General features: G+C 60.4%; 26 protein-coding genes. 19 read left to right on the top strand and 7 right to left on the bottom strand.

The window, feature by feature from the left end; translation table 11 throughout:
- Positions 1-32: 32 nt before the first annotated feature.
- Positions 33-926: a LysR family transcriptional regulator gene (locus AGR7B_RS15195; protein WP_065655482.1), complete on the bottom strand. Its 894-nt coding sequence runs from the start codon at positions 924-926 to the stop codon at positions 33-35.
- Positions 927-1,463: 537 nt separating this feature from the next.
- Here AGR7B_RS15195 and odc2 point away from each other — a divergent pair.
- The 6 genes from odc2 (at position 1,464) to AGR7B_RS15165 (ending at position 6,956) form a co-directional block, all read left to right on the top strand.
- A complete protein-coding gene (gene odc2 / locus AGR7B_RS15190) occupies positions 1,464-2,597 on the top strand; it encodes an ornithine/lysine decarboxylase (RefSeq protein ID WP_035261035.1) in 1,134 nt (377 codons plus the stop codon).
- A 193-nt stretch (positions 2,598-2,790) separates the two neighbouring features.
- Positions 2,791-3,360, top strand: coding sequence for a GNAT family N-acetyltransferase (locus tag AGR7B_RS15185; RefSeq protein WP_065655481.1), 570 nt, complete (start codon positions 2,791-2,793; stop codon positions 3,358-3,360).
- Positions 3,361-3,507: 147 nt separating this feature from the next.
- The gene (locus tag AGR7B_RS15180) at positions 3,508-3,909 is read left to right on the top strand and encodes a MarR family winged helix-turn-helix transcriptional regulator (protein WP_020813347.1); all 402 of its coding nucleotides are present in this window, start codon (positions 3,508-3,510) and stop codon (positions 3,907-3,909) included.
- Positions 3,910-3,998: 89 nt separating this feature from the next.
- Positions 3,999-5,294, top strand: coding sequence for an MFS transporter (locus AGR7B_RS15175; protein ID WP_080820717.1), 1,296 nt, complete (start codon positions 3,999-4,001; stop codon positions 5,292-5,294).
- 310 nt (positions 5,295-5,604) lie between these two features.
- The gene (locus AGR7B_RS15170) at positions 5,605-6,303 is read left to right on the top strand and encodes an OmpW/AlkL family protein (RefSeq protein ID WP_065655479.1); all 699 of its coding nucleotides are present in this window, start codon (positions 5,605-5,607) and stop codon (positions 6,301-6,303) included.
- 209 nt (positions 6,304-6,512) lie between these two features.
- On the top strand, positions 6,513-6,956 hold the full coding sequence (locus AGR7B_RS15165) for a glyoxalase superfamily protein (RefSeq protein ID WP_080857207.1): 444 nt from the start codon (positions 6,513-6,515) through the stop codon (positions 6,954-6,956).
- Positions 6,957-7,028: 72 nt separating this feature from the next.
- On the opposite strand, the gene AGR7B_RS15160 is transcribed toward AGR7B_RS15165, so the two are convergent.
- The 4 genes from AGR7B_RS15160 to ugpB all read right to left on the bottom strand — a co-directional run bounded on the left by AGR7B_RS15160 (position 7,029) and on the right by ugpB (position 11,210).
- On the bottom strand, positions 7,029-8,090 hold the full coding sequence (locus AGR7B_RS15160; RefSeq protein WP_080857206.1) for a sn-glycerol-3-phosphate import ATP-binding protein UgpC: 1,062 nt from the start codon (positions 8,088-8,090) through the stop codon (positions 7,029-7,031).
- The gene (gene ugpE / locus AGR7B_RS15155; RefSeq protein WP_080854682.1) at positions 8,090-8,938 is read right to left on the bottom strand and encodes a sn-glycerol-3-phosphate ABC transporter permease UgpE; all 849 of its coding nucleotides are present in this window, start codon (positions 8,936-8,938) and stop codon (positions 8,090-8,092) included. Before ugpE ends, AGR7B_RS15160 begins: the two co-directional genes overlap by 1 nt.
- A 10-nt stretch (positions 8,939-8,948) precedes the next feature.
- Positions 8,949-9,830, bottom strand: coding sequence for a sn-glycerol-3-phosphate ABC transporter permease UgpA (gene ugpA, locus AGR7B_RS15150; RefSeq protein ID WP_078052474.1), 882 nt, complete (start codon positions 9,828-9,830; stop codon positions 8,949-8,951).
- Positions 9,831-9,899: 69 nt separating this feature from the next.
- A complete protein-coding gene (ugpB, locus tag AGR7B_RS15145) occupies positions 9,900-11,210 on the bottom strand; it encodes a sn-glycerol-3-phosphate ABC transporter substrate-binding protein UgpB (protein WP_003523344.1) in 1,311 nt (436 codons plus the stop codon).
- A gap of 339 nt (positions 11,211-11,549) precedes the next feature.
- Between ugpB and AGR7B_RS15140 the strand changes: the two genes are divergently transcribed.
- From AGR7B_RS15140 to AGR7B_RS15130, 3 genes are all read left to right on the top strand, one after another.
- Positions 11,550-12,656: a CobW family GTP-binding protein gene (locus AGR7B_RS15140; protein WP_236780914.1), complete on the top strand. Its 1,107-nt coding sequence runs from the start codon at positions 11,550-11,552 to the stop codon at positions 12,654-12,656.
- On the top strand, positions 12,653-12,922 hold the full coding sequence (locus AGR7B_RS15135; protein WP_080857204.1) for a hypothetical protein: 270 nt from the start codon (positions 12,653-12,655) through the stop codon (positions 12,920-12,922). Before AGR7B_RS15140 ends, AGR7B_RS15135 begins: the two co-directional genes overlap by 4 nt.
- A 97-nt stretch (positions 12,923-13,019) precedes the next feature.
- Positions 13,020-13,457 (top strand): YqaA family protein, encoded by a 438-nt coding sequence (locus AGR7B_RS15130; RefSeq protein ID WP_003523340.1) that lies wholly within the window; start codon positions 13,020-13,022, stop codon positions 13,455-13,457.
- Positions 13,458-13,613: 156 nt separating this feature from the next.
- Here the strand turns inward: AGR7B_RS15130 and zigA are convergent, their stop codons facing one another.
- Positions 13,614-14,819, bottom strand: coding sequence for a zinc metallochaperone GTPase ZigA (gene zigA, locus AGR7B_RS15125; RefSeq protein WP_080857203.1), 1,206 nt, complete (start codon positions 14,817-14,819; stop codon positions 13,614-13,616).
- Positions 14,820-15,115: 296 nt separating this feature from the next.
- Here zigA and aztA point away from each other — a divergent pair, with 296 nt between their 5' ends.
- The 10 genes from aztA (at position 15,116) to AGR7B_RS15075 (ending at position 24,850) form a co-directional block, all read left to right on the top strand.
- Positions 15,116-15,943, top strand: a complete 828-nt coding sequence (aztA, locus tag AGR7B_RS15120) for a zinc ABC transporter ATP-binding protein AztA (RefSeq protein WP_080857202.1) — start codon at positions 15,116-15,118, stop codon at positions 15,941-15,943.
- Positions 15,936-16,802: a zinc ABC transporter permease AztB gene (gene aztB / locus AGR7B_RS15115; RefSeq protein WP_080858114.1), complete on the top strand. Its 867-nt coding sequence runs from the start codon at positions 15,936-15,938 to the stop codon at positions 16,800-16,802. Before aztA ends, aztB begins: the two co-directional genes overlap by 8 nt.
- Before the next feature lie 28 nt (positions 16,803-16,830).
- On the top strand, positions 16,831-17,856 hold the full coding sequence (gene aztC, locus AGR7B_RS15110) for a zinc ABC transporter substrate-binding protein AztC (protein WP_080857201.1): 1,026 nt from the start codon (positions 16,831-16,833) through the stop codon (positions 17,854-17,856).
- 125 nt (positions 17,857-17,981) lie between these two features.
- Positions 17,982-18,455: a ribonuclease H family protein gene (locus AGR7B_RS15105; RefSeq protein ID WP_080857200.1), complete on the top strand. Its 474-nt coding sequence runs from the start codon at positions 17,982-17,984 to the stop codon at positions 18,453-18,455.
- 225 nt (positions 18,456-18,680) lie between these two features.
- Positions 18,681-19,373, top strand: coding sequence for a FadR/GntR family transcriptional regulator (locus tag AGR7B_RS15100; protein ID WP_003525094.1), 693 nt, complete (start codon positions 18,681-18,683; stop codon positions 19,371-19,373).
- Positions 19,370-20,542 (top strand): PLP-dependent transferase, encoded by a 1,173-nt coding sequence (locus tag AGR7B_RS15095; protein ID WP_080857199.1) that lies wholly within the window; start codon positions 19,370-19,372, stop codon positions 20,540-20,542. Before AGR7B_RS15100 ends, AGR7B_RS15095 begins: the two co-directional genes overlap by 4 nt.
- Positions 20,543-20,580: 38 nt before the next feature.
- Entirely contained in the window at positions 20,581-21,840 is a 1,260-nt protein-coding gene (locus AGR7B_RS15090) for an ABC transporter substrate-binding protein (RefSeq protein ID WP_078052483.1), read from the top strand.
- 150 nt (positions 21,841-21,990) lie between these two features.
- Positions 21,991-22,935 carry a carbohydrate ABC transporter permease gene (locus AGR7B_RS15085; RefSeq protein ID WP_121490427.1) on the top strand — a complete coding sequence of 315 codons (945 nt, stop codon included), beginning with the start codon at positions 21,991-21,993 and terminating at the stop codon, positions 22,933-22,935.
- A 3-nt stretch (positions 22,936-22,938) separates the two neighbouring features.
- A complete protein-coding gene (locus tag AGR7B_RS15080; RefSeq protein WP_035228147.1) occupies positions 22,939-23,769 on the top strand; it encodes a carbohydrate ABC transporter permease in 831 nt (276 codons plus the stop codon).
- A 4-nt stretch (positions 23,770-23,773) separates the two neighbouring features.
- Positions 23,774-24,850 (top strand): ABC transporter ATP-binding protein, encoded by a 1,077-nt coding sequence (locus AGR7B_RS15075; RefSeq protein WP_080857198.1) that lies wholly within the window; start codon positions 23,774-23,776, stop codon positions 24,848-24,850.
- 3 nt (positions 24,851-24,853) lie between these two features.
- Here the strand turns inward: AGR7B_RS15075 and AGR7B_RS15070 are convergent, their stop codons facing one another.
- Complete coding sequence (locus AGR7B_RS15070) at positions 24,854-25,858, bottom strand: ABC transporter ATP-binding protein (protein WP_080857197.1); 1,005 nt, start codon at positions 25,856-25,858, stop codon at positions 24,854-24,856.
- Between the last annotated feature and the right edge of the window lie 11 nt (positions 25,859-25,869).

The following is a 25,869-nucleotide window of genomic DNA, read 5'->3' as shown; positions in this document are numbered from 1 at the left end:
CCCGCCGCAAGGCGGGCGTTTCATTTTGTGGCTCACCCGTTCTTCCTGAACCAGGCCGAGAGATAATCCACGAAGCTGCGAACCTTGGCGGGCAGGTAACGGCGATGCGGATAGACCGCATAGATACCCCTGTCCTTGGAAATATAATCGTCGAACAGCGTCACCAGCTCGCCGGACTGGATATAGGGTCTGGCGATGAAATCGGGCACGAGCGCAATGCCGAGCCCGGCGCGGGCGGCGCGCAGCGTCGCCTGCGGGCTGTTGACCTCGATCGGTCCGCTGATGGTGACGGAGTTCGAACCGCCATCCGGCTCCAGATACCGTACCGTATTGTGAAACCGCGTATTGGTGTCGATGATGAAGGGAACGCGGGAGAAATCCTGCGGCCCGTCGAGCGGCCCGTGCTGCGCCACGAAATCCGCCGTCGCCACCGCATAGACCCGGAAATCGGAAAGCTTGCGGGCGATGAGACCGGAATCCTCCAGCCGGGTTATGCGAACCGCAAGATCGAAACCCTCCTCGATCAGGTCGACGAATCGGTCTTCCGCGACGATCTCCAGCGACAGTTCCGGATTTTCCTTGGCGAAATCGATCAGACTCTGGCCGACATCGGCATCGATGAAGGTGCGGGGAACGGAAATCCTCAGCTTGCCCTTCAGATCGGCATTCTTTTCGCGCACCAGATCGGCAAGGTTATCGATCTCCTTCAAAATATCGGAAGCGGTGCGGTAATAGGTGTGCCCGGCTTCCGTCAGAGAAAACTGCCGGGTGGTGCGGTTGAGGAGCAGCGCGCCGAGATCGTCCTCCAGTTCCCGGACATATTTGGACAGAAGCGCCTTGGAACGCCCCGTCTTGCGCGCCGCGGCGGAAAAACCCTCCGCTTCGACGACATCGATAAAGGCGCGGATGCGGGTGAGCGTGTCCATGAAAATCCTCCAGTTCGTTCCATATAATTGAACGGCGAGCGCGGACTGTTCAACCCTTAATTCACTGCCGAAAAAATCCGCTCTTTGGTGAAAAAATCCTCTTGATTATGACTGCGAATATTCTTATCTCCCGTGCTGCCCAAAGTCGCACGTGCCCATGTGTGTCCGCCGATTCCTCGATGTGGTGAGGATTTAGGTAAGGTACCTGGAACTAACCCCTCCAGTCGCTATTCCGGCCAACCGGAAAATGCGAGGACATACGAAGCAACGACGGTGCGGGCCTTTCTGGTTCTCTGCCGGCTTTCCATCAGCCGGGGTACTAAAGAGGCACACCATCATTGCCTGAAGTGCGGTCGGGTCATTCCCTCCAATCCATGGCAGACAAAGCCGAATGATGCTCTGGCAGGGCATCGTTCACATTCGCGCCTTGAGCGTATGCTATCGATTCTGCGCCTCCACCGGCTGATTCGAATGCATATCTCGAGCGTCCTTTGTCCTCCGGATTTTTCCGGAGCCGGTTTAACAGGGAATACATCGATGACGACTGCACGCATTCTCGACTTCATCAAGACCCGACGTCCCGAAGGCCCTTGCCTCGTGGTTGATCTCGACGTCGTGCGCGACAATTTCAACGCTTTCCGGCATTCCCTGCCGAACAGCGCCATTTATTACGCCGTCAAGGCAAACCCGGCTCCCGAAATCCTGAAGCTGCTCGCTTCGCTCGGCTCCAACTTCGATTGCGCCTCCGTGGCTGAAATCCAGATGGCGCTCGATGCCGGTGCGACGGCTGACCGTATCTCCTTCGGCAACACCATCAAGAAGGAACGCGATGTTGCACGCGCCCACGCGCTCGGCATCGATCTCTTCGCCGTGGACAGCCATGAGGAAGTCGAGAAGGTCGCCCGTGCCGCTCCCGGCGCGCGCGTCTTCTGCCGCGTGCTGACGGATGGCGAAGGCGCCGAATGGCCGCTGTCGCGCAAGTTCGGCTGCGTGCCGCAGATGGCGGTCGACGTTCTGGTTTACGCACACCAGCTCGGTCTCGAGTCCTACGGCGTATCCTTCCATGTCGGTTCGCAGATGATGAACCTCGACGCATGGGATGCGGCGCTGGCCGATGCCAAGCGCGTCTTCGCTTCGCTCGCCAAGCAGGGCATCCACCTGCAGATGGTCAACATGGGCGGTGGTTTCCCGACCAAGTACCTGCGCGACGTTCCGGCTGCCGAAGAATACGGTCAGGCGATCGACACGGCGCTGCGCAAGCACTTCGGCAACCAGATCCCGAAGACGATCATCGAGCCGGGCCGCGGCATGGTCGGCAATGCCGGCGTCATCAAGGCGGAAGTCGTTCTCGTGTCGCGCAAGTCCGACAATGACAACCACCGCTGGGTGTTCCTCGACATCGGCAAGTTCGGCGGTCTCGCCGAGACGATGGACGAGGCTATCCGTTACCCGATCCGCACGACACGCGATCAGGACGAGATGGAGCCCTGCGTTCTGGCCGGCCCGACCTGCGACAGCGCCGATGTGCTGTATGAAAAGAACATGTACCCGCTGCCGGTCTCGCTGACCATCGGCGACGAAGTTCTGATCGAAGGCACGGGCGCTTACACGACGACCTACTCGGCGGTCGCGTTCAACGGTTTCGAGCCGCTGAAGGCCTACGTCATCTGATCCGATCGCCGCCCGCTGAGCAGGGCGGCGTCTCGACCAAGCTTCCGTTCCGGCTTTGCCGATTGTGCTGATGCGCAAATCCCTGCTTGCTGCACCTCTTCCAGCCGAGGAAAGCGTGTCGGCGGGCCGGAACGGCTCCACCAATTTTTCATCAAGGGCCGCGTGTGGGCGGTAGTGTGACGGGAGGCCAAGGATGGCCGCTCTTTTGAATTCGGTACGGGCATTTTTCACGCCGCAGACATTTCAAGTCGATCAGGAAAATCCGGGCGATGTCGTCGCCCGTGAGAACCTGCTGGACCGCGCCATGGGCGCCGGCCGCCGCCGCAAGTCTTCCGAAAAGCTGCGCGCGGGTCGCATTCCGGCCGAAGGCCTGGCGCTCGTCGCCCGCGATGAGGACGGCCATGTCATCGGCACGGTGCGCCTATGGAACGTCGAGGCCGGCATCTCGCGCGAAGGCCGCGCCGTAGAAGCGCTGCTGCTCGGCCCGCTGGCCGTCGATGCCGCCCATGAAGGCAAGGGCATCGGCTCGGCGCTGATGCGCGCCGCCATTGCCGAAGCCACCAAGCGCGGCCACGGCGCCGTTCTTCTGGTGGGCGATGCACCCTATTACGAGCGCTTCGGCTTTTTCGCCGACAAGGCCCAGCACCTCATCATGCCCGGCCCGTTCGAGCGCAGCCGTTTCCTGGCGCTGGAACTGAAAGCCGGCTGGCTTGAAGGCGCTGCCGGCCTGCTGGTGGCAAGCGGGCGCAGGCTGTCTGCCTGAGGCCGGCCTCGCTGCTGATATCAAACCCCGGCCCAAAGCCGGGGTTTATTGTTTCTGCTCTATGGCTTTGGGGTCGGCCGTTGCCCGCCGATAATTTCTCGGAGCGCCTCTTGCGCACAGAAATTTACGGGTATATACCCGAGACAAATGCCAAACGATAGTTGCCATTGCATCCTGTTGCGCAAAGCATCCCGCAAGGTTTCGTCCTATTATGACGAGGCCCTGGCGCCGCTCGGCGTGAATATCGGTCAGTTCAGCCTGTTGCGGAACATCAATCGCACGGCGCCGGTTTCGTTGACCGATCTGGCCGCGCGGGTGGAGCTGGATCGTTCCACCGTCGGCCGCAATGCCAAGGTGCTGGCTCGCATGGGTCTGGTGGCCATCGGCCACGGCGAGGATCAGCGGGAAGCGATGCTGACGGTGACGAAGGAAGGCCACGCGATCCTGAAAGCGGGCGCGCCGCTCTGGGATGGGGTGCAGGATGAAATCGAGGCCCGGCTTGGGCCTGAGAAGACAGCGCAATTGCAGGAACTGCTCGCAGCCCTGTGATTTTTGGGGACATAAGCGGGTATCTGCCCGCAATACGGGGTATATACCCGCAAAATATCGGCCGCGGCCGCTGGAAAGGGAATTTGAACATGCTCTCCACACGCCTCGCCAGCTGGATGGCCGGCAGAAATCTGCATTATGGCTGGCTCGTTGCTGCAACCACCTTTTTGACCATGCTGGCCACCGCCGGTGCTATGGGGTCCGCTGGGGTGATGATCCAGCCGCTGCATCAGGAATTCGGCTGGGATATCGCCGATATTTCCTCCGCAATGGCCGTCAGGCTGGTGCTTTTTGGCCTGCTCGGACCTTTTGCCGCCGCCTTCATGAATCATTTCGGCGTCCGGCAGGTGGTTTCGACCGCGCTTGCCCTGATCATGGGCGGCATTGTCGCCTCCTTCTTCATGACCGAGGTGTGGCAATTGCTGCTGCTCTGGGGCGTGGTGATCGGCGTCGGCACCGGCATGACCGCACTGGTATTGGGCGCGACCGTGGCGACACGCTGGTTTTCCAAGCGTCGCGGACTGGTGATCGGCCTCATGACGGCGAGCAACGCCACCGGCCAGCTGGTTTTCCTGCCGCTGCTCGCGGCGCTGACGGAAGCATACGGCTGGCGAACCGCCTTGACCCTGTCCGTTGCGGTAATCGCCACCGCCATGGTTCTCGTCCTGCTTTTGATGCGTGACCATCCTGCCGATGTCGGCCTGCCGGCCTATGGCGAGACGGCGGTGGCGAAGCCGGTCAAGCAGGATCACAATCTTCTCGCCACACTGGTATCGCCGCTGGTGACCCTGAAGAGCGTATCGGGCAACCCGGTGTTCTGGGTGCTTTTCGGCACCTTCTTTGTCTGCGGGCTTTCCACCAATGGTCTCATCCAGACACACTGGATTTCGATCTGCGGCGACTTCGGCATGGCTGCGGTGACGGCGGCGGGTACGCTGGCGGTGATCGGCATTTTCGATTTCTTCGGCACGATTTTCGCCGGCTGGCTTTCCGACCGATTCGACAATCGCTTTCTGCTGTTCTGGTTTTACGGTCTGCGCGGGCTGTCCCTGCTTTATCTCTCATTCTCAGGGTTCAGCTTCGTGGAGCTTTCGGTCTTCGCTGTCTTTTATGGGCTGGACTGGGTGGCGACGGTGCCGCCGACGGTGAAGCTCGCTGCCGAGAATTTCGGCCGCGAAAAGGCCGGTCTCGTTTTCGGCTGGGTGTTTGCCGGCCATCAGCTGGGAGCCGCCACAGCCGCCTTTGGCGCCGGTTTCTTCAAAAGCGACTTCGATACCTATATGCCCGCGCTGCAGATTGCCGGTCTGATGTGCATGATCGCGGCCGTCTCGGTTCTGCTTCTGCGCAAGCCGGGCTCCGCAACCCTGACGCCCCAGGCCGCTTGATAGACGTGATGCACTGGAAGGGGGCCTGCATTTGCAGGCCTTTTTCGTATTTTTCCGGCATCTGCCGGGCGCGTTGTGCACGAGCTCCACGATCGCCGGACGGCACTTGTTGCGTAATTGTCACAATGCTTGCTGGTAAATCGTTCCGATCCATGATCGGCGTCCCGGTTTGATCCATCTCAATCGGCCCGCCTCTCCCTTCGTCATAGTGGCCCCAAGCGGTTGCGGCAGGCGAAGATTCGCGAAAGCCCGCCGTCATCAGCCGGTTCCGGGGACTTGCCCGGCTGCGGTGCGCTATAGGAGAGATGGAATGACGAACGGAAACAAAAAAACCGCCTTGCTTGCCAGTGTCGCAGTGGGTGTTGCGGCCATGCTGGTATCCGCCAATGCGATGGCTGCCGATCTGGCCCAGGCAGCGCCGGCCCCCACCGCCGAAGAGGCGATTGCGGCAGCAAGCCCGTGGATGCTGCGCGTGCGCGGCCTCGGCGTCATCACCCATGACAGCGGCAGCGTCGACGGTGTGCCGGGAGCGGGCCTGTCCTATTCGGACACCGTGATCCCGGAACTCGACATCAGCTATTTCTTCACCGAAAACTTCGCCGCGGAGCTTATCCTCGGCACCACCTATGCCAAGATCAATGGCGAGGGTGTGCTGGCCGGCACGCCGGTCGGCAAGACGTGGCTGCTGCCGCCGACATTGACGCTGCAATATCACTTCACCGATTTCGGTGCTTTCAAGCCCTATATCGGCGCGGGCGTGAACTATTCGCTGTTCTATAACCAGACGGAAAAGCCCGGTTTCAGCAATCTCGACGTCAAGAACAAGGTCGGTGCAGCCGTGCAGGTCGGTTTCGACTATATGCTGGACGAGCATTGGGGCGTGAACTTCGACGTGAAGAAGATCTTCCTCAAGACCGACTGGACGGCGGAACTCGGCGGCACGCCGATCAGCGGCAAGGCGAAGCTCGATCCCTGGCTGATCGGCGCGGGTATCACCTATCGCTTCTGATTAGGGGATCGGTTAAGCGCCGCCTTTGACGGGCGGCGCTTTCTAAGCTATAGGGACGGCCACGGGCATAAGAGCCCCGGCCGTCCGCAGGCGTTTGCGCCCCTGGTGAAGCTCTTTCTTTAATAACGGTCATCCCATGTTTTGCATGTCGTCGATGGCAACGCGGACCCCCTTCGGAATAGTCGGCATGCGCATGTTGGAGAACCGTTATGAACGTGTCCAAACCGCTTCCCGCACTTGAGGGGCTGAAAGAACAGGCAAAACGCCTGCGCGCCGCCCTTGAAGGTGAGGGGCAGGCAATCACCCATTCGAAGGCGCTGGAACTCATCGCCGCGCAATATGGCTTCCGCGACTGGAACACCCTCCACGCATCAGCCGGCAATCGCCCTGCCTTCAATCCTTATCTTCTTGGTTCACGGGTAGAAGGCTTTTACCTCGGCCAACCCTTCGTGGCTTCGGTGCTGGGCGTGCAGGCGCTTGGCGGCGATCCCGAACGCTACCGGCTGACCCTGCATCTCGACGATCCGGTGGATGTGGTGACTTTCGAAAGCTTTCCCGCCTTTCGCCAGCGCGTCCACTGCAATGTCGACACATCCGGCCGTACGGTGGAGAAAACCTCTAATGGCCGGCCGCAGGTGGAACTCGTCTGGTAACGGGCCGCCGGACATTCTTGCGATAGTGCGAGCACCCGCCGAGTGGCGGGTGTCCCTTTTTCGTCGGCAAGTTTAGATCCTTTTTCCCGACGAATCGAACAGATGGAAATCCCTCGCCTGGGCGGCGATCTTCAGTGTTTCGCCGATGCGCAGCTGTGAGCGGCCGTGAACGCGGAAAACGATGGTGGTGCCGTCTGCGAAGGAGCCATGCACATAGCTTTCCGCCCCCACCAGCTCCACGGCGTCCACCTGCACGGTGCCGGTGAAGGCGGCGTCTGCGGGGGCTTCATCGGCAAGGGTGATGTCTTCGGGGCGGATGCCGAGCGTGGCGACGCCCTGCGGCAGTGCTGCGGTTCCCCGCACCGACCAGCCGGAAGAGCCGTTTGCCGATGTCGCGCCGTGGCTCAGCAGGTTCATGGAGGGTGAGCCGATGAAGGTGGCGACGAAGGTGGTCGCCGGCTTTTCGTAAAGCTCGATCGGCGTGCCCATCTGCTCGATGCGGCCGGCATTCAGCACCACCAGCCGGTCGGCCAGCGTCATGGCCTCCATCTGGTCGTGGGTGACATAAACGCTGGTGGTGGCGAGCGAGCGCTGCAGGCGACGGATTTCCACACGCATCTGCACGCGCAGCTTGGCATCGAGATTGGAGAGCGGCTCGTCGAACAGGAAGGCTGCCGGCTTGCGCACGATGGCGCGGCCCATGGCCACACGCTGGCGCTGGCCGCCGGAAAGCTGGCGCGGCTTGCGCTCCAGGAACTGCTCGATCTCTAGCGCCTTGGCCGCCTCGGTGATGCGCCGCTCGATTTCTTCCTTCGGCGTGTTGCGGTTCTTCAGGCCATAGGCAAGGTTCTGGCGCACCGTCATATGCGGATAAAGCGCATAGTTCTGGAACACCATGGCGATATCGCGGTCGGAGGGTTCGAGATCGTTGACGACGCGGTCGCCGATGACGATCTGGCCGCCCGAAATGCCTTCCAGCCCGGCGATCATGCGCAGCAGGGTGGATTTTCCGCAGCCGGAGGGGCCGACGAGCACGATCATTTCGCCGTCGGCGATATCCATCGATACGCCCTTGATGGCCTCGACATTGCCGCCATAAACCTTGCGGACGTCTTTCAGCGCAATTTTTGCCATTACTTTTCGGTCTCCACCAAACCTTTGACGAACCAGCGCTGCATCAGCACCACAACGATAATCGGGGGGATGATGGCGAGGATCGCCGTCACCATCACATAATTCCAGGGCGTCGAGGCGTCGGTGAAATCCACCATGCGCTTCAAGCCGATGATGATCGTGTTCATCTTGGCGTCGTTGGTCACGAGCAGCGGCCAGAGATACTGGGTCCAGCCATAGATGAACAGGATCACGAAAAGGGCGGCGATATTGGTTCTCGACAGCGGCAACAGAATATCCCGCATGAAACGGAACGGCCCTGCGTTGTCGATGCGCGCCGCCTCGACCAGTTCACCGGGAATAGTCAGGAAGAACTGCCGGAACAGGAAGGTTGCCGTCGCAGATGCCATCAGCGGCAGCGTCAGTCCCGCATAGGTGTCGATCAGCCCAAGATCGACGATGACCTTGTAGGTGGGCAGGATGCGCACTTCCACCGGCAGCATGAGCGTGATGAAGATCATCCAGAAGAAGCCCATGCGGAAGGGAAAGCGGAAGAAGACGATGGCGAAGGCCGACAGGAACGAAATGACGATCTTGCCGATGGCGATGGCGAGCGCCACGACGAAGCTGTTGAACAGCAGCCGTTCGAGGCTGACGCCGACCACTCTTTCGACACCGCCGACCATGGCCTCGGTGTAATTGGCGCCAAGATGGTCGCCGGGCAAAAGCGACATGGGCGGGCGGATGATATCCGTCGACGTCATGGAGGAGGCGACGAAGGTGTAATAGATCGGGAAGGCCACGATGATGATGCCGAGTACCAGCATCAGATGGGCGATCACGCGGGCGACCGGGCGATTTTCAATCATTGTGAAATCCTCAGCCGTAATGCACGCGCTTCTCGACGAAGCGGAACTGGAAGGCGGTGAGCGCGATGACGATCACCATCAGGATCACGGACTGCGCGGCGGAAGAGCCGAGATTGAGGTTCACGAAGCCATCATTATAGACCTTGTAGACCAGCGTTTCCGTCGCCTTGGCCGGGCCGCCGCCGGTGACGGCATGGATGATGCCGAAGGTATCGAAGAAGGCGTAAACCGTGTTGACGACCAGAAGGAAGAAGGTTGTCGGCGCAAGCAGCGGGAAAACGATGGTCCAGAAGCGCCGCGAACCGCGCGCGCCATCAATGGAGGCCGCCTCCAGCAATGATTTAGGAATTGCCTGCAAGCCTGCGACAAAAAACAGGAAATTATAACTTATCTGCTTCCACGCAGCAGCCGCGACGACGAGCAGCATGGCCTGATCGCCGTTGAGCAGCGGGTCCCACATGATGCCGTTGCGGCGCAGAATGTAGGAGAACGTGCCCATGGCAGGGTTGAACATGAAGAGCCACAACATGCCGGCTACCGCAGGGGCGACGGCATAGGGCATGATCATCATGGTGCGGTAAAAGCCCTTGCCGCGCACCACGCGGTCCGCCGCCGTCGCCAGAAGCAGCGCCAGTCCCATGGAGACGAGCGCGGTCAGGATGCTGAAAATGACCGTGACCTGCAGCGAGTTCAGATAGCTTTCATCCGAGAGCACGGCGGAAAAATTGGCCAGCCCGACGAAATTGCTGCTCAGCCCGAAGGCGTCCTCGCGCATGGTCGACTGGTAGAGCGCCTGGCTTGCCGGCCAGAAGAAAAAGATCACCGTGAGGATGATCTGCGGCGCGACCAGCAGATAGGGCAGGATCTTGTTGGGGAATACGACGCTTTGCACGGCGATCTCCTGATGAGATGGGAATGCCGCCCGCATCCTGTTGAGGATGCGGGCGGGGCAGGGGATCGTTTAGTTGCCGGCAGCCTGTTTGATGGCCGCATCGCCGCGCTCTACGATCTTGTCGAGGGCGGCTTTCGCGTCCTGCTTGCCGGCCAGCATCGCCTCGAATTCCTCATTCATGATGTCGCGCACCTGCGGCAGGTTCACGAGACGCACGCCCTTGGAGTTTTCTGTCGGCGGCTTGCCCATCATCTGCAGCAGCGGCGTTTCACGGGCGGGGTTCTTGTCATAGAAACCGGATTTCTTGGTTTCCTCATAGGCCGCGATGGTCACGGGCATATAGCCGGAGACCTGATGCAGGCGCGCCTGAATCTTGGTCTGGGAGAGGAAGTGGAAGAACTCGGCCACGCCCTTATATTCGGCATCGCTCTTGCCGCCGAAAACCCAGAGGCTGGCGCCGCCGGGAATGGTGTTCTGCGGACCATGGCCCTCATAATAGGGAAGCTGACCGATGCCGTAATTCATGCCCGTCTTGACGATATCGCCAAGGCCGCCAGAGGATTCGGTCAGGATGCCGCATTCGCCGGACATGAACAGCTGCTTGGCTTCGGAGGTGCGGCCGCCATAACGGAAGGTGCCGTCCTTGGCGAGATCGGCAATCGCCTGGAAATGCTCGACGAAGAGCGGCGCATTGACCGCAAGTTTCACATCTGTGCCGCCAAGGCCGTTTTCATTGCTGCCATAGGAGACGTTGTTCCAGGCGGCGAAGTTTTCGGTCTGAATCCAGGTGAGCCAGGTGGAGGTGAAACCGCACTGCGCGGCACCGCTGGTCTTGATCTTCTTGGCAGCTTCGAAAACTTCCGGCCAGGTCTTCGGCGGGTTGGCGGCGTCGAGGCCGGCCTTCTGGAAGACATCCTTGTTGTAATAGAGGATCGGCGAGGATGAATTGTAAGGGAAGGACAGCATGGTGCCGTCCGGCTTGGAATAATAGGCCACGATGCCGGCCAGATAATCGGCCTTGTTGAAGGTGTAGCCGCCTTCCTTCAGCACGTCGGCCACTGGCTTGATGGCGCCGGCAGCACCCATCATCACGCCCGAACCGGCGTCGAAGACCTGAATGATCGCCGGCGGCTGCTTGGCGCGGAACGCCGCGATACCGGCATTCAGCGTTTCCGGATAGGTGCCCTTGAAGACGGGCGTGATCTTGTATTCTTTCTGGCTATCGTTGAATTCTTTGGCAAGCGTATCCACGACCTCGTTATTGGCGCCGGTCATGGCGTGCCACCATTGAATGTCCGTTACTGCATATGCATTCGATGTGACAAAAAACGAAAGCGCGGATGCCGCGGCGAGGCGGTAGCTGAGTTTTTTCAAGGTCATTCCTCCCATTATGAAAACAGTAAAAGATACAGCCCCTTATTGCAGTGGTTCCTCCTCGATCCGGCTGCGGGCGATCTTCTCTGTATTAGCATTACTGATTAAAAGCGAACTCTAACGAAAATGCAAGAGAACGTGGAACGATTAAAACGAAAGTGAAGGAAACGGATTTATTATTCCATTTCCTTCGTTCCATGGTTTTTTCATGCGCCCGCCCCTCAGGGGCATACAGGCGCAGGATCAGCTCCCGCCGGAAATCCAATAATCGCCATTGATATGTTATTACATTACGTATTATGGTTCGGCGAATTTATGAATGTCGAAGGTGCGGATGTGTTCGGAATGAAGCGGAAGAAAGCGGTCGATTCCAGGGACGATTCGGCCGTCGCGCCACCTGTCCGCACGGTGCCGGTTACCCTGCTGACCGGTTTTCTGGGCGCGGGCAAGACGACGTTGCTGAACGCGCTTCTGACTGAGCCGGCCATGCGCGATGCCGCGGTCATCGTCAACGAATTCGGCTCGGTGCCCATTGATCACGGTCTGGTGCGAACGGGTTCTGAACGATATTTCAGAACGACGACGGGCTGCATCTGCTGTACGGCCACCAGCGATATCCGCACCTCGCTTTACGAGCTGCATCAGGCCTTTCTGGAGGGGATGATGCCGCAAGTATCGCGGGTCGTCATCGAAACCACCGGCCTTGCCGATCCCGCGCCGATCATCAACAGCCTGATCGCCGGCGGCACGCCGGCGCTTGGCCTGCGCGATCACATCGTGGCCCGGCATTTCCACCTTTCAGGCGTGGTCACGGCTTTCGACGTTGTCGCCGGCCCGGCGATGCTCGACAGCTTTATCGAAGGCTGGAAACAGCTTGCCTTTGCCGACCATATCGTTCTGACGAAAACCGATCTTGCCGATGCCGCTGCCGTGGACCGGGATAGCCTCGCCGATCTCAATCCTGCGGCCTCGTTTCATGACCGTAATGCCGTCGATTTCGATCTGATGTCATTGTTTGCAGCCTCGGATTATTCGCTTAGTGGCAAGCCGGAGGATGCGCCGGGGTGGCTTGCGGCCGACAGGCTGAGCCTTCATGCCGCCCACCAGCACGATATCAACCGCCATGGTGTCGGGATCGAGGCTTTCGATCTGACCTTTGAAGGCGCTTTCGATCCGCAGGCGATCGTCACGTTTCTGGAACTCGTCACCAGCAATGTGCATTCCGGCCTGCTGCGGCTCAAGGGAATTTTCGGCGCGACGGATGATCCGGAGCGGCCGGTTGTCGCCCATGCGGTGCAGCACCGGCTTTATCCATTGACCCGCCTGGAGCGCTGGCCGGATGGCAATCGTTCCACGCGCATCGTGCTGATCGGCATGGACATGCCGCAGCAGCCGATCCGCGCTCTCTTCGAGACATTGGCCTCGCAGGCGGGGCGAAAGGGCAGGGCATGAACAATCCGCTTGCGCGCAGCGGCTCGGCAATCGTCTCGCGGGCCCGACTTCTGAAGCAATGGTCCCGCGATCTGCTGCATCTCCGCCCCGAAGACATTATCACCGTCAGTGAGCTTTCCTGCGCCCTGCCGGATTGCCCGCCGCGCGAAACGGTGATCGTCATCCTGGCGGCTTCCGGTACAAGCCGGCAACTATCCATCCACAAGCCGCTTCTCGCGGTGGATCATGACGATATCGTGCACGCCATCGCTGCGAATTCGGCTTGAGAACCCGTTTTCAGGCTCAAGATGCGCTTGACCGCTGACGCCCTCATCCGCCACTTCAGGGGCAGCGACAGGATTCACGGATGATGAAGGGCGGGCGATGGCCGATCTGGCGGTATATGCGGGTTTGTTCCTGACGGCGTTTATCGCGGCGACCATTCTGCCCATGCAGTCGGAGGCCGCACTAGCCGGCCTCATTGTTCTGAAATCACAGCCCGTCTGGCTGCTGGTCGCCGTGGCCAGCGCCGGCAATGTCGCCGGTTCCTTTGCGAACTGGCTGCTTGGCCGCGGTATCGAGCGTTTTCGGCATGAACGCTGGTTTCCGGTCGGGGAGGCGGCGCTGGAGCGCGCCCAGAACTGGTATCGTCGTTACGGCAAATGGTCCCTGCTCATCAGCTGGGCGCCGCTGATCGGCGATCCGCTGACGGTCGCCGCCGGCATCATGAAGGAACCGCTGCCGGTCTTCCTGCTGCTGGTCACCATCGCCAAGGTCGGGCGTTATCTCGTTCTGGCGCTGGTGACGCTGAATTTTCTATAAAGCCTCTCCTCCGTCATGCCGGACTGGATCCGGCATCCAGCCACGGCGCGTCTGCGCCGTGAAAAGAGTCTCTCGCGATCAGGTACTTGATCGCGCTGGACCCCGGACCTAGTCCGGGGTGACGGCTTACAGATGCTTCGCATCGGTAGCTATCGATCAAGCCGCCTGCCTGTCCCAGCTTGCGAAAGGATCTGGTAGGTGCCGCCATGCATCCGGTGTGAATGCCTCGGTATCGATCAGGCAGGCGTCGAGCTGCGCGCGGATGCGCGCCTCGTTCATCGGGTCGGAGCCGATGAAGACGATTTCCTGTCGGCGGTCGCCGAAGACCGGATCGAGATAGGGCTTCATCATATCGAGGAACTGCTTTTCGCGCGGCCATTGCTCCTTCGGCACGGCGGACCACCACAGGCCCATCTTGCCGGTGCGCACCAACGCGCCGGCCTGGCTGATCTCGCCGACATAACGCGGACGCGTCGCCAGCCAGAAGAAGCCCTTGGCGCGCACCACGCCGGGCCAGGCGCGGTCGATGAAACGCTGGAACAGCACGGGGTCGAAGGGTTTCTGGGCGCGGTAAACGAAGGAGCGGATGCCATATTCCTCGGTTTCGGGAATGTGGTCCTTGAAGCCGTGCAATTCCTTGAACCACAGGGTGTGTTCTTCGGCCCTGGCGAAATCGAAACGGCCGGTGCCGAGAACCTCCTTCAGCGCCACCTTGCCGAAATCGGCCTCGATGAGCTTCGCATCCGGGTTCAGCCCGACGATGATCTTGCGGGCGGCGTCCCGCTCCTCCGGCGTCGCGGTGCCGATCTTGTTGAGGACGACGACATCGGCGAATTCGATCTGCTCCACCAGAAGGTCGACGATGGTGCGGTTGTCGCCATCGCCCGCCGTTTCGCCCCGGTCGGCGAGAAAATCGGACGAGCCGTAATCGTTGAGAAGATTGGCGGCATCCACCACCGTCACCATGGTGTCGAGACGCGCAACATCGGAAAGGCTGCGGCCGTTTTCATCGCGAAAATCGAAGGTCGCCGCGACCGGAAGCGGCTCGGCGATGCCGGTGGATTCGATCAGAAGGTAATCGAAACGGCCCTGTTCGGCCAGCGCCCGCACCTCCGTCAGGAGGTCGTCGCGCAGCGTGCAACAGATGCAGCCATTGGTCATTTCCACCAATTGCTCCTCCGTGCGGGAGAGGTTGGCGCCGCCATCGCGCACCAGTGCGGCGTCAATATTGATCTCGCTCATGTCATTGACGATCAACGCCACGCGCAGACCATCGCGATTGGCGAGAATATGGTTGAGAAGCGTCGTCTTGCCGGCGCCGAGAAAGCCGGAAAGTACGGTGACGGGAAGTTTTTGCGACATATGGACCTCGTTCTTTGGCAACGCTCGCGTCGACCTCATGGCGGCCACGGACACGATCTGGAAATGACGGGTTCGATGCTGCCCCGTCTTAGTTTTGTAACGTAATAACATTACATATTGGCCGTCTGTCAACGGGCGACAGAAAAAAAGCGTTCCGCAATGTGGGGGCTGTGGCTTACGCGAAGAGCAACGTATCTTTCCGATAGTTAATGTTATTTCATTACATATTCGTTTGACGAATGTAATAACATTACATATCAAGGGCCATCGAATGACATCCTGCCCCGGAGGGATCGATGAGCGATCCGTGCCTCGCCTTCAAAAACCTGACGCTTGGATATGCCGGCCGCGCGGCCGTGCATCATCTGAATGGCGATATCGCCAAAGGCTCGCTCACTGCGGTGGTCGGCGCCAATGGCTCGGGAAAATCGACGCTGATGAAAGGCATTGCCGGCATTTTGAAGCCGCTCGGCGGCGAATGCCGGGTAAGCCCAGATCTGTCCGTCGCTTATCTGCCGCAGCAATCGGAACTCGACCGCTCCTTTCCGGCGCAGGTGCGGGATCTGGTGGCGCTTGGTCTCTGGCCGAAACGCGGCCTGCTTGGCCGCCACCGTCCCGAAGACCGGGCGGCGATGGGCCGCGTGATGGAGGCGGTCGGGCTTTCCGGTTTTGAAAAGCGCAATATCGACTCGCTGTCCGGCGGCCAGATGCAGCGCGCCCTGTTTGCCCGCGCCATGTTGCAGGATGCGCAGCTGATCCTGCTCGACGAACCCTTCAACGCCGTCGACGAGCGCACCGTTTCCGACCTTATGGTCCTCATCAAATCATGGGTGGCGGAGGGGCGCACGGTTCTGGTCGTCCTTCATGATTTCCAGCTCGTGCGGCAGCATTTTCCGGAGACCCTGTTCCTTGCCCGAAAGCTCGTCGGGCTGGGTCCGACGGCCGATATCCTGAAGGCGGAAAACATCCGACAGGCGCGGCATTTCCACGAGGCGTGGGAGGAGAATGCGCCCTGGTGCGAGCCGGCCGAGGCGCCTTCGCTGCAGATCGTCGGGGCAAGTCCGCAGGCGGCATCCGCCCATTCCCATGCCCACTCCCACGCGAATTCGAATGTCCATGGCTGATATCTTCATCCAACCCTTCGTCCAATATGTCTTCATGCAGCGTGCGCTTGCCGGTGCGCTGATCCTTGCCATCAGCTGCGGCCCGGTCGGTGTGTTTCTGATGCTGCGCCGCATGAGCCTGACGGGCGACGCCATGTCCCACGCCATCCTGCCGGGAGCGGCGGTCGGATTTCTGTTCTACGGGCTGGAAATCCTGCCCATGACCATCGGCGGGCTGGCCGTCGGCCTTCTGGTCGCGCTGGGTGCAGGCGCTGTGTCACGCTTCACCATCCAGAAGGAAGACGCCTCGCTTGCCGCCTTTTATCTCATTTCGCTGGCGCTCGGCGTGCTGCTCGTCTCGTGGCGCGGTTCCAGCGTCGATCTCATGCATGTGCTGTTCGGCACGGTGCTGGCGCTGAACAATGAGGCGCTTGGCCTGATCGGCGGCATCTGCATCGTGACGCTGGTGGTGATGATAACCTTCTGGCGGGCGCTGCTGGCGGAATGCCTCGACCCCCTGTTTCTGCGCTCGGTCAGCAATTGGGGCAGCCCGGTGCATTTCCTCTTCCTTGCCATTGTCGTGCTCAATCTGGTCGGCGGCTTTCAGGCGCTGGGAACGCTGCTCTCGGTCGGGCTGATGATGCTGCCCGCCGCCGCCAGTCGCTTCTGGTCCAACCGTGTCGCGCCCATGTGCTTCATTTCCATCGGCATCGGCATGGCGTCCTGCTTTGCCGGCCTGCTTCTGTCCTATCACGCGTCGCTGCCATCCGGCCCGGCGATCATCCTTTCCGCGGGCGTCATTTATGCGCTCTCCATCCTCATCGGCACGCGCGGCGTGCTCAGCGATCTTCTCGGTTCCGGCCGTCACAGGACGGCCTGAAAACAGCGTTCGAAAAAGGAGAACCTTCATGTTCAAAACCGTCCGTCTGGCCACCTGCGCCAGCCTTCTTTCCCTCTCCCCGGTTCTGATGGCGCAGGCGTCCGCCGCCGAACTCAAGGTCGTTGCCAGTTTCTCGATCATCGCCGATTTCGCGAAGAACGTCGGCGGCGACCGCGTCGAAATCACCGCGCTGGTCGGGCCGGATGGCGATGCCCATGTCTATGAACCCCGTCCGGCCGATGCCGTCGCCGTCAGCAAGGCGGATGTGGTGCTGGTCAACGGTCTGGAATTCGAAGGCTTCCTGAAGCGGCTGATCGACACCAGCGGCACCAAGGCGCCGGTGGTGGAACTGACCAAGGGTGTTGAGCCGCTCAAGCTTTCCGAAGAGCCGGCCGGTCACGCCCATCCGGAAGCCGAGGAAGAGGAAGGTCACGACCACAAGGCAGAGGAAGCCGGCCACAGCCATGAGACCGCTGAGGCCCATGATCACGACCACGGCCATGAGGGACATCACCATCACGGCGAGTTCGACCCGCATGCCTGGCAGTCGATCAAGAACGCCGAAATCTACGTGAAGAACATTGCCGGCGCCTTTTGCGAGGTCGACAAGGCCGGTTGCGCGACCTACGCCGCCAATTCGGATGCCTATATCGCCAAGCTTGCCGCTCTGAACGAGAAGGTGAAGACCGAGATCGCCGCCATCCCGCCGGAAAAGCGCGTCATCATCACCTCGCATGACGCCTTCGGTTATTTCGAGCATGCCTATGGCCTGAATTTCCTCGCACCTGAAGGCGTATCGACGGAATCCGAAGCCTCGGCCGCCGATGTCGCCAAGCTGGTGGATCAGGTGAAGCACGACAAGGCCTCGGCGATCTTCGTCGAAAACATCACCGACAAGCGGCTGATCGACCAGATCGCCAGCGAAACCGGCCTGAAGGTTGGCGGCACGCTCTATTCCGACGCGCTTTCGACTGCCGACGGCCCGGCTGCGACCTATATCGACATGATCAACCACAATATCGAGACGATCACGGCGGCCGTGCTCGGCCAGTAAGTTGGACCATATCGCTGTGAGTTCGGGGAGGGTGGCTTGTGCCGCCCTCTCTGCTTTTGTGTTCGTGCAATGGCCCTGGAACTCTTCCTTTAGCGATTTCCATATTGGTGCTAAAAAGCCTCTTCATGTCCGATGCGCTTCACATCTTCACCGACGGCTCCTTCGACGATGCTTCCAAATCCGGAGGATGGGCGTTCGTGGTTCATGAAGCGGGTCACCAAGTCCATTCCGCTTCAGGCAGGACTGTCGGCATATCGAACAATACGTTCGAGGTCCTCGCTGTTCTCAACGCACTATCCTGGATCGCCGCCGAGGCGCCAACGCGGGCAGTCACGCTCTGGACGGATGCCGTTCATGTCATCGAAGGCTGCCACCGATATAGGGCGATCTGGCGCAACAATGGCTGGAAGCGGATTACGCCTAATCAGCGTACCCGCCGAAGACCAATCCCCGACAGGAACATCTGGCAGCAGCTCGACAGCCTGCTGGAGCGGCATCCCCACGTGGTTGTAGAATGGTGCAAAGGGCATTCCGGCACCGTCGGCAACGAGTATGCCGATGCTTTGGCGCGTGGCGTTTCCCATGCGACGGTGATTTAGCCGGCAGCCATCAGTCGTCGTGATTCGGCGCTTTAACCTCTTCACTTCAGCCATCCCGTCTTGACCTTTTCCCGTATCTAGCTTGCGACGGTACTCTTTCGCCACTCCAACCGAATGGTGTGCACGCACGGCCGCCTGCCGGTTGACAATCGACATCCCGTTTGAAATGGTAAGATGTCAGACCAATTTAGAGGGTGCGTCTTGGACAGGTCCAGCCGGGAACTCATGCAGCCGATTCCGCCAAGCGACCGCGTGCGCCAGGTCGAGGCCGCGCTTTCCGACTATGTGGAGCGGGCAGGGCTGAAGGCTGGAGACCGGCTGCCGGCGGAGCGGGAGCTGATGGCGGCGCTGGGTGTCGGCCGCTCCACCATCCGTGAAGTCATTCGCAAGTTTCAGGCGCTCGGCGTTATCGACAGCCGCAAGGGCAGCGGCAATTATCTGCTGAAGCCGATTTCCGCTGCCACCGTGCATATGCCGATTTCCATCGATGCCGAAAGCCTGCGCGATGCGCTGCTGATGACGCTGGAAGTACGGCGCGGCATCGAGGTCGAGGCCTCCATGGCCGCCGCGCGCCGTCGCACGCCCGAGGATATCGCCACCATGGAAGCGCGGCTCGATGAGATGGAGCGGGTGCATCTGGCCGAGGGAACCTCTGGCAAGGCGGACCTCGCCTTTCACCTCTCTATCTATGACGCCACGCATAATTCGCTGTTCAAGCAGCTATTGGAGCAGATGCGTGAAGGTTTCGAACGCTTCTGGTCGAAACCCTTTGACCGGCCGGATTTCGCCAGCCGCTCCTTTCCCTTTCACCGCACGCTGTTCAACGCGATCGCCGCCGGGGATGCGGAGACGGCGCGGGAAGAAACACTGAAAATCCTCGCTGTCGTCGAGGAAGATATCAAGGACATGTCGAAATGAACCATGGCAACGATCTCTTCGATCCCGCCTCATTTATCGTTGCGCATGACGAGGCCCACGCCTTTGAGGCCGTGGTGCCGCCCATCGTGCAGACTTCGCTTTTCACCTTTTCCAGCTATGACGAGATGGTCTCCACCTATCGCGGCGAAAAGGTGCGGCCGGTCTATACGCGCGGGCTGAACCCCACCGTGCGGCTGTTTGAGGAGATGCTGGCGAAGCTGGAAGGGGCGGAAGATGCGCTCGGTTTTGCAAGCGGCATGTCGGCCATTTCCTCCACCGTGCTCTCCTTCGTTTCGCCGGGCGACCGGATCGTCGCGGTGCGCCATGTCTATCCCGATGCGTTCCGCCTGTTCGGCACCTTCATGCAGCGCATGAATATCGAGGTGGTCTATGTCGACGGCCGCGACGAGGCGGCGATTGAAAAGGCGATGCCGGGCGCGAAGCTGTTTTACATGGAAAGCCCGACGAGCTGGGTGATGGAGGCGCATGATGTCGGCGCGCTGGCGGCCATTGCCAAGCGGCACGGCGCCGTCACCGTCATCGACAATTCCTGGGCAAGCCCGGTCTTCCAGCAGCCGATCTCGCTCGGCGTCGATCTCGTCGTGCATTCGGCATCGAAATATCTCGGCGGCCACAGCGACGTGGTTTCCGGCGTGGTTGCCGGTTCGAAGGCGATGATCGACCGCATCCGTGCGGAAACCTATCCCTATCTCGGCGGTAAGATGTCGCCTTTCGATGCCTGGCTGCTCATCCGTGGCTTACGCACCCTGCCACTGCGCATGAAGGCGCATCAGGCCTCGGCTTTGGATATCGCAACGCGTCTTCACGCGCTCGATGTCGTGGAAACCGTCTGCCATCCCGGGCTGGCGAACCGCCTGCCGCCGGGTCTCAACGGCACGTCGGGCCTGTTTTCCTTCATCTTCAAGGAAGGCGTGGATGTGCGCGCTTTTGCCGACCGGCTGAAGCTTTTCAAACTGGGTGTTTCCTGGGGCGGGCATGAAAGCCTGATCGTCCCCGGCGAAGTGGTGCTTGAACAGAAGGCGCAGCCAAACTCCGCCCACACCTTCGGCATCAGCGCGCGTTCGGTGCGCCTGCATGTCGGGCTGGAGGGCACGGAAGCCCTCTGGAACGATCTCGAACCCGCGATCAAGGCGGCTACCGCCGCCTGACGCATTTTTAAACTGACGACAAAAAAGGGGAGAACGACATGAAAAAACTGGTAACAGCAGCAATCTTCACCGCCCTGATGACCGGAACGGCGCTGGCGGACACGACCTTGAAGCTGGTGGAAGTCATCACCAGCCCGGAACGCACCGAAACGCTGAAAGGCATCGTTTCGAAATTCGAAGCGGCCAATCCCGGCACCAAGGTTGAAATCATCTCGCTTCCATGGAGCGAGGCTTTCCAGAAATTCGCCACCATGGTCTCTGCGGGCGATATTCCCGATGTGATGGAAATGCCTGATACCTGGCTGTCGCTCTACGCCAATAACGGCATGCTCGAAAGCCTTGAGCCCTACCTCGCCAAATGGGAACACACGGCAGGGCTCAGCGAGCGCACGCTCGAACTCGGTCGCGACGTAAAGAACACGGCCTATATGCTGCCCTACGGCTTCTATCTCCGCGCCATGTTCTACAATAAGAAACTGCTGGAACAGGCAGGCGTGAAGGAGCCGCCGAAGACGCTCGACGAATTCGCCGACGCCTCGAAGAAGGTCGCGGCCCTTCCCGGCAAATATGGCTATTGCCTTCGCGGCGGCCCGGGCGGCCTCAACGGCTGGGTCATGTTCGGCGCATCCATGGCCGGTTCGAACGAGTTCTTCACCAAGGATGGCACCTCCACCTTCGACAGCCCCGGCTGGGTGAAGGGCCTGACCTATGTGATCGATCTCTACAAGAACGGACTGGCGCCGAAGGACAGCGTCAACTGGGGCTTCAACGAAATCGTTGCCGGCTTCTATTCCGGCACCTGCGCTTTCCTCGATCAGGACCCGGATGCGCTGATCGCCATTGCCCAGCGCATGAAGCCGGAAGATTTCGGCGTCATGACCATGCCGAAGGGACCTGACGGCAAGACCTTCCCGACGATCGGTTTTGCTGGCTGGTCGATGATGTCGAAATCCGAAAACAAGGACCTTTCCTGGAAGCTGATCGAGACGCTTGAAGGGCCGGAAGGCAATATCGAGTGGAATAAGAAGACCGGTGCGCTGCCGGTGCACAAGTCGGCGGAGAAGGACCCCTTCTATGCCAGCGAGCAGTTCAAGGGCTGGTTCGACGAGCTGGCCGACAAGAACGCCGTGCCGACGACGATGCCGACCTATCTTGAGGAATTCGCTTTCTTCAAGGATTCGCTTGTGATCAAGACGTCGCAGGAAGCGCTTCTCGGCGATATCACGCCGGAAGACCTTGCCAAGCAATGGGCTGATTACATGACCAAGGCGCAGCAGAAGTTCCTGGCCTCGAAGTAACGACATTGATCGGCCGTGCGGGCGCACATGCCCGTGCGGCGGTCTTGCCGGCCTTCGCTGCGACAGGCCTTTTCATAGAAATTTTTTGGATCGGTAAGCCGAGAGGCTGGAAAACCCGTCCGTTCCGTCGTCCGATCAGGGAGCGATACAATGTCCTATGCCCATGGCGCCGGGCCGGTGGCTGCGCGCAAACCGGCTGGCAAGCCCGCGATGCGGCGGTTTGCCGATTGGGCCGAACCGTGGCTTTACAGCGCGCCCGTGCTGGTGCTCATTGTCGCCGTCATGCTGGTGCCGCTGGTGCTTGGCCTCTCCTATGCATTTCGCGATGTGCAGCTGCTCAATCCGTTTTCCGGCGGTTTCGTTGGCCTCAAACATCTGGAGACGCTCTCGCAGGATGCGGCCTTTTACCGGGCGCTGAAAAATACGTTGTGGTGGACCGGCGCTTCCGTGTTCCTGCAATTCTTCTTCGGCCTCATTCTGGCGCTGCTGCTCGATAAACCCTTTGCGGGCAGGGGGCTGGCGCAGGCGCTGGTATTCCTGCCATGGGCCGTGCCGACTTTCCTTGCCGGTCTCAACTGGGCGTGGCTGTTCAATCCGGTCATCGGGCCGCTGCCGCACTGGATGGTCTCGGTCGGGCTGTTATCCGCACCCAACAATATCCTCGCCGATCCGCAGCTTGCCATGTGGGGGCCGATCATCGCCAATGTCTGGTGGGGCATTCCCTTCTTCGCCATCACTTTGCTTGCGGCACTTCAGGCCATCCCGCGCGATCTTTATGAGGCGGCGGAAATTGACGGGGCAAACCCGCTGCAGCGCTTCACCTCCATCACCCTGCCGTTTCTGGCGCCCACCATCGCCATCACCATCCTGTTGCGCACCGTCTGGATCGCCAATTTCGCCGATCTCATCATCGTCATGACCAATGGCGGGCCGGCCGACCGCACGCAGATCGTCGCCAGCTACATCTTCACCCAGGCCTTCAGGCGGCTGGATTTCGGTTATGCCTCGGCCATCGCGCTGGTGCTGCTGGTGCTGCTGCTTGCCTATTCCATGCTGATCGTGCTGCTGCGCCAGCGTCTGATCGAGAAGGACTGACCGATGACCTCAAGGATATTTCTCACCCTTGCCCATCGTCTGGCGATCCTTGCCTATATCGCCTTTGCACTGTTCCCACTGTTCTGGCTCCTCAAGGTGTCCGTGACGCCGAATGATCTGCTCTATAGCGAAGGTGTGAGGATGTGGCCATCGCGGGCGACATGGGATCATTATCGTTTCGTAATAGAAAACAGTGCCTTCCCGACGTTTTTTAAGAACAGCGTCATCGTCGCGGGCTCCACGGCAATTGCCGTAACGATACTCTCCTCGCTGTCGGGTTACGCGCTGTCACGCTTCCGTTTCAAGGGCAAATACTGGATTGTGGCGCTAATGCTGATCACCCAGATGTTTCCGCTGGTCATGCTGGTCGCGCCGATCTTCAAGATGCTCTCGCCCCTCGGCCTCACCAATAGTTTGACTGGCCTCGTCATCGTCTACACCGCCTTCAACGTCCCCTTCGCCACCTTCCTCATGCAGTCGTTCTTCGATGGTATTCCGAAGGATCTGGAAGAGGCGGCGATGATCGATGGGGCGAGCCGTTTTACAGCCTTCCGCCAGATCATCCTGCCGCTGACGCTGCCGGGCATAGCCGCGACACTTGGTTTCGTTTTCACCGCCGCGTGGAGCGAGCTTCTGTTTGCGCTTATGCTGATTTCCGGCAACCAGAGCGCCACTTTCCCGGTCGGGCTTCTGACCTTCGTTTCGAAATTCTCCGTCGATTTCGGGCAGATGATGGCGGCGGGCGTTCTGGCGCTCATTCCGGCCTGCCTCTTCTTCCTGCTCATTCAACGTTATCTCGTGCAGGGCCTGACGGCCGGCGCGGTGAAAGGATAATCCAATGGCTTCCATCGAGTTGAAGAATGTCGGCAAGACCTATGGCGACCTCGCCGTGCTGCATGGCGTCGATCTTGATATCAGGGATGGCGAGTTCATCGTCCTCGTCGGTCCCTCCGGCTGCGGAAAATCGACGCTGCTGCGAATGATCGCCGGGCTTGAAGAGATAACGTCCGGCGACCTGTCAATCGACGGCGAACGCGTCAATGATCGTCGGGCGAAGGATCGCGATATCGCCATGGTCTTCCAGTCCTATGCGCTCTATCCGCATATGAGCGTCGCCGACAATATGAGCTATAGCCTGCGCCTGCGCCGCAGCCCGAAAGAAACCGTCGCGGCGGCGGTGGCCGGCGCTTCCGCCAAGCTCGGCCTCGATCCCTATCTCGCCCGCCGCCCGAAGGCGCTCTCCGGCGGCCAGCGCCAGCGCGTCGCCATGGGCCGCGCCATCGTGCGCCAGCCGAAGGCCTTCCTGTTTGACGAGCCGCTGTCCAACCTCGATGCCCGGCTGCGCGAACAGATGCGCGCCGAAATCAAGCGCATGCATGCCGATCTCGGCGCCACCTCGATTTACGTCACCCATGACCAGATCGAGGCGATGACGCTTGCCTCACGTATCGTCGCTATGAATGCCGGCCATGTGCAGCAGATCGGCGCGCCACTCGATCTTTATGATCGTCCCGCCAATCTTTTCGTCGCTGGCTTCATCGGTTCGCCCGGCATGAATTTCCTCGAAGGACGGCTCGTGCAGGAGAATGGCGGCAGTTTCGTCGTGCTGGGTGACGGCACGCGTCTGGCGCTTGGCCGCGATGTGAAGCTGGCCGATGGCGAACCGGTCACGCTCGGTATCCGCCCGGAACATGTGACCGTCGCGCCGGTTGAAGGCGGTGTGGAAGCGACGGTCGATCTGGTCGAGCCGACCGGCCTCGGCGTTATCCTGCACCTCACCGTGCATGGATTGCCGTTCAAGCTGTTTTCTTCAGACCGGGCATTGTTGCAGCCGGGCAAGTCCCTGCGGGTCGATTTCCCGCAGGAAAAGCTGCATGTCTTCGACAGGAATGGCGTCAGAATAGGAGAGGCGTGAGGCTCAGGCCGATATCGCCTTACCCTTTTCATCGAACCTGTGGATCTTGGTGTCATCGGGCGTGATGAAGACGGTATCGCCGTGTTTGCACTCGAACTCGCCGTCCGTGCGCGCAGTAATCGGCCCGATGCCGTTCACCTCGAGATGCAGGAAGGTATCCGATCCGAGATGTTCGGCGACGGTCACCTTGCCCTGCCACAGCCCGCGTTCCTTCGACAGCACCAGATGCTCCGGCCGCACACCGGCGGTGGTGGCTCCCTTTTGGCGGGCATAATCGCCGGTCACCAGGTTCATGCGCGGCGAGCCGATGAAGCCGGCGACGAAGAGGTTGGCGGGGGAGCGGTAAAGCTCCATCGGCGAGCCGACCTGCTCGATATTGCCGCGGTTGAGCACGACGATCTTGTCGGCCATGGTCATGGCTTCCACCTGGTCGTGGGTGACGTAGATCATCGTTGTCTTCAGCGTGTTGTGCAGCTCGGAGATTTCCAGCCGCATGGTGCCGCGCAGCGCCGCATCGAGGTTGGAAAGCGGCTCGTCGAACAGGAAGGCGGAAGGTTCGCGCACGATGGCGCGGCCGATGGCGACACGCTGGCGCTGGCCGCCCGACAGCTGCGAGGGCCGGCGCTCGAGATAATCGGTAAGGTTCAGCACCCGGGCCGCGTCTTCGACCTTCTTATCGATGATCGCCTTGTCGAGCTTGGCCATCTTCAGCGGGAAGGCGATGTTGTTCCTGACACTCATATGCGGATAAAGCGCATAGGACTGGAACACCATGGCAAGGCCGCGCTCGGCCGGCGCCTTTTCGGTGACATCCTTGCCGTCGATGACGATCTTGCCGCCGGAAACATCTTCCAGACCGGCGATGAGGCGCAGCAGCGTGGACTTGCCGCAGCCGGAGGGACCGACGAAGACGACGAACTCGCCGTCGTTGATATCGAGATCGATCGACGGGATGACTTTCGCCTCACCGAAGAGCTTGGACACGTTCTGAAGGGAAATGCTGCCCATGTTTGTCGTTC

Source organism: Agrobacterium deltaense RV3 (genome assembly GCF_900013505.1).
Lineage (GTDB): Bacteria > Pseudomonadota > Alphaproteobacteria > Rhizobiales > Rhizobiaceae > Agrobacterium > Agrobacterium leguminum.
Note: the sequence above shows the minus strand (reverse complement) of the source record. Positions and strands in the feature narration are given on the sequence as shown.

Coding starts and splice junctions, on each gene's coding strand:
- AGR7B_RS15195 (WP_065655482.1), bottom strand. CDS start 926: ATGGACACGCTCACCCGCATCCGCGCCTTTATCGATGTCGTCGAAGCG.
- odc2 (WP_035261035.1), top strand. CDS start 1,464: ATGACGACTGCACGCATTCTCGACTTCATCAAGACCCGACGTCCCGAA.
- AGR7B_RS15185 (WP_065655481.1), top strand. CDS start 2,791: ATGGCCGCTCTTTTGAATTCGGTACGGGCATTTTTCACGCCGCAGACA.
- AGR7B_RS15180 (WP_020813347.1), top strand. CDS start 3,508: ATGCCAAACGATAGTTGCCATTGCATCCTGTTGCGCAAAGCATCCCGC.
- AGR7B_RS15175 (WP_080820717.1), top strand. CDS start 3,999: ATGCTCTCCACACGCCTCGCCAGCTGGATGGCCGGCAGAAATCTGCAT.
- AGR7B_RS15170 (WP_065655479.1), top strand. CDS start 5,605: ATGACGAACGGAAACAAAAAAACCGCCTTGCTTGCCAGTGTCGCAGTG.
- AGR7B_RS15165 (WP_080857207.1), top strand. CDS start 6,513: ATGAACGTGTCCAAACCGCTTCCCGCACTTGAGGGGCTGAAAGAACAG.
- AGR7B_RS15160 (WP_080857206.1), bottom strand. CDS start 8,090: ATGGCAAAAATTGCGCTGAAAGACGTCCGCAAGGTTTATGGCGGCAAT.
- ugpE (WP_080854682.1), bottom strand. CDS start 8,938: ATGATTGAAAATCGCCCGGTCGCCCGCGTGATCGCCCATCTGATGCTG.
- ugpB (WP_003523344.1), bottom strand. CDS start 11,210: ATGACCTTGAAAAAACTCAGCTACCGCCTCGCCGCGGCATCCGCGCTT.
- AGR7B_RS15140 (WP_236780914.1), top strand. CDS start 11,550: ATGAAGCGGAAGAAAGCGGTCGATTCCAGGGACGATTCGGCCGTCGCG.
- AGR7B_RS15135 (WP_080857204.1), top strand. CDS start 12,653: ATGAACAATCCGCTTGCGCGCAGCGGCTCGGCAATCGTCTCGCGGGCC.
- AGR7B_RS15130 (WP_003523340.1), top strand. CDS start 13,020: ATGGCCGATCTGGCGGTATATGCGGGTTTGTTCCTGACGGCGTTTATC.
- zigA (WP_080857203.1), bottom strand. CDS start 14,819: ATGTCGCAAAAACTTCCCGTCACCGTACTTTCCGGCTTTCTCGGCGCC.
- aztA (WP_080857202.1), top strand. CDS start 15,116: ATGAGCGATCCGTGCCTCGCCTTCAAAAACCTGACGCTTGGATATGCC.
- aztB (WP_080858114.1), top strand. CDS start 15,936: ATGGCTGATATCTTCATCCAACCCTTCGTCCAATATGTCTTCATGCAG.
- aztC (WP_080857201.1), top strand. CDS start 16,831: ATGTTCAAAACCGTCCGTCTGGCCACCTGCGCCAGCCTTCTTTCCCTC.
- AGR7B_RS15105 (WP_080857200.1), top strand. CDS start 17,982: ATGTCCGATGCGCTTCACATCTTCACCGACGGCTCCTTCGACGATGCT.
- AGR7B_RS15100 (WP_003525094.1), top strand. CDS start 18,681: ATGCAGCCGATTCCGCCAAGCGACCGCGTGCGCCAGGTCGAGGCCGCG.
- AGR7B_RS15095 (WP_080857199.1), top strand. CDS start 19,370: ATGAACCATGGCAACGATCTCTTCGATCCCGCCTCATTTATCGTTGCG.
- AGR7B_RS15090 (WP_078052483.1), top strand. CDS start 20,581: ATGAAAAAACTGGTAACAGCAGCAATCTTCACCGCCCTGATGACCGGA.
- AGR7B_RS15085 (WP_121490427.1), top strand. CDS start 21,991: ATGTCCTATGCCCATGGCGCCGGGCCGGTGGCTGCGCGCAAACCGGCT.
- AGR7B_RS15080 (WP_035228147.1), top strand. CDS start 22,939: ATGACCTCAAGGATATTTCTCACCCTTGCCCATCGTCTGGCGATCCTT.
- AGR7B_RS15075 (WP_080857198.1), top strand. CDS start 23,774: ATGGCTTCCATCGAGTTGAAGAATGTCGGCAAGACCTATGGCGACCTC.
- AGR7B_RS15070 (WP_080857197.1), bottom strand. CDS start 25,858: ATGGGCAGCATTTCCCTTCAGAACGTGTCCAAGCTCTTCGGTGAGGCG.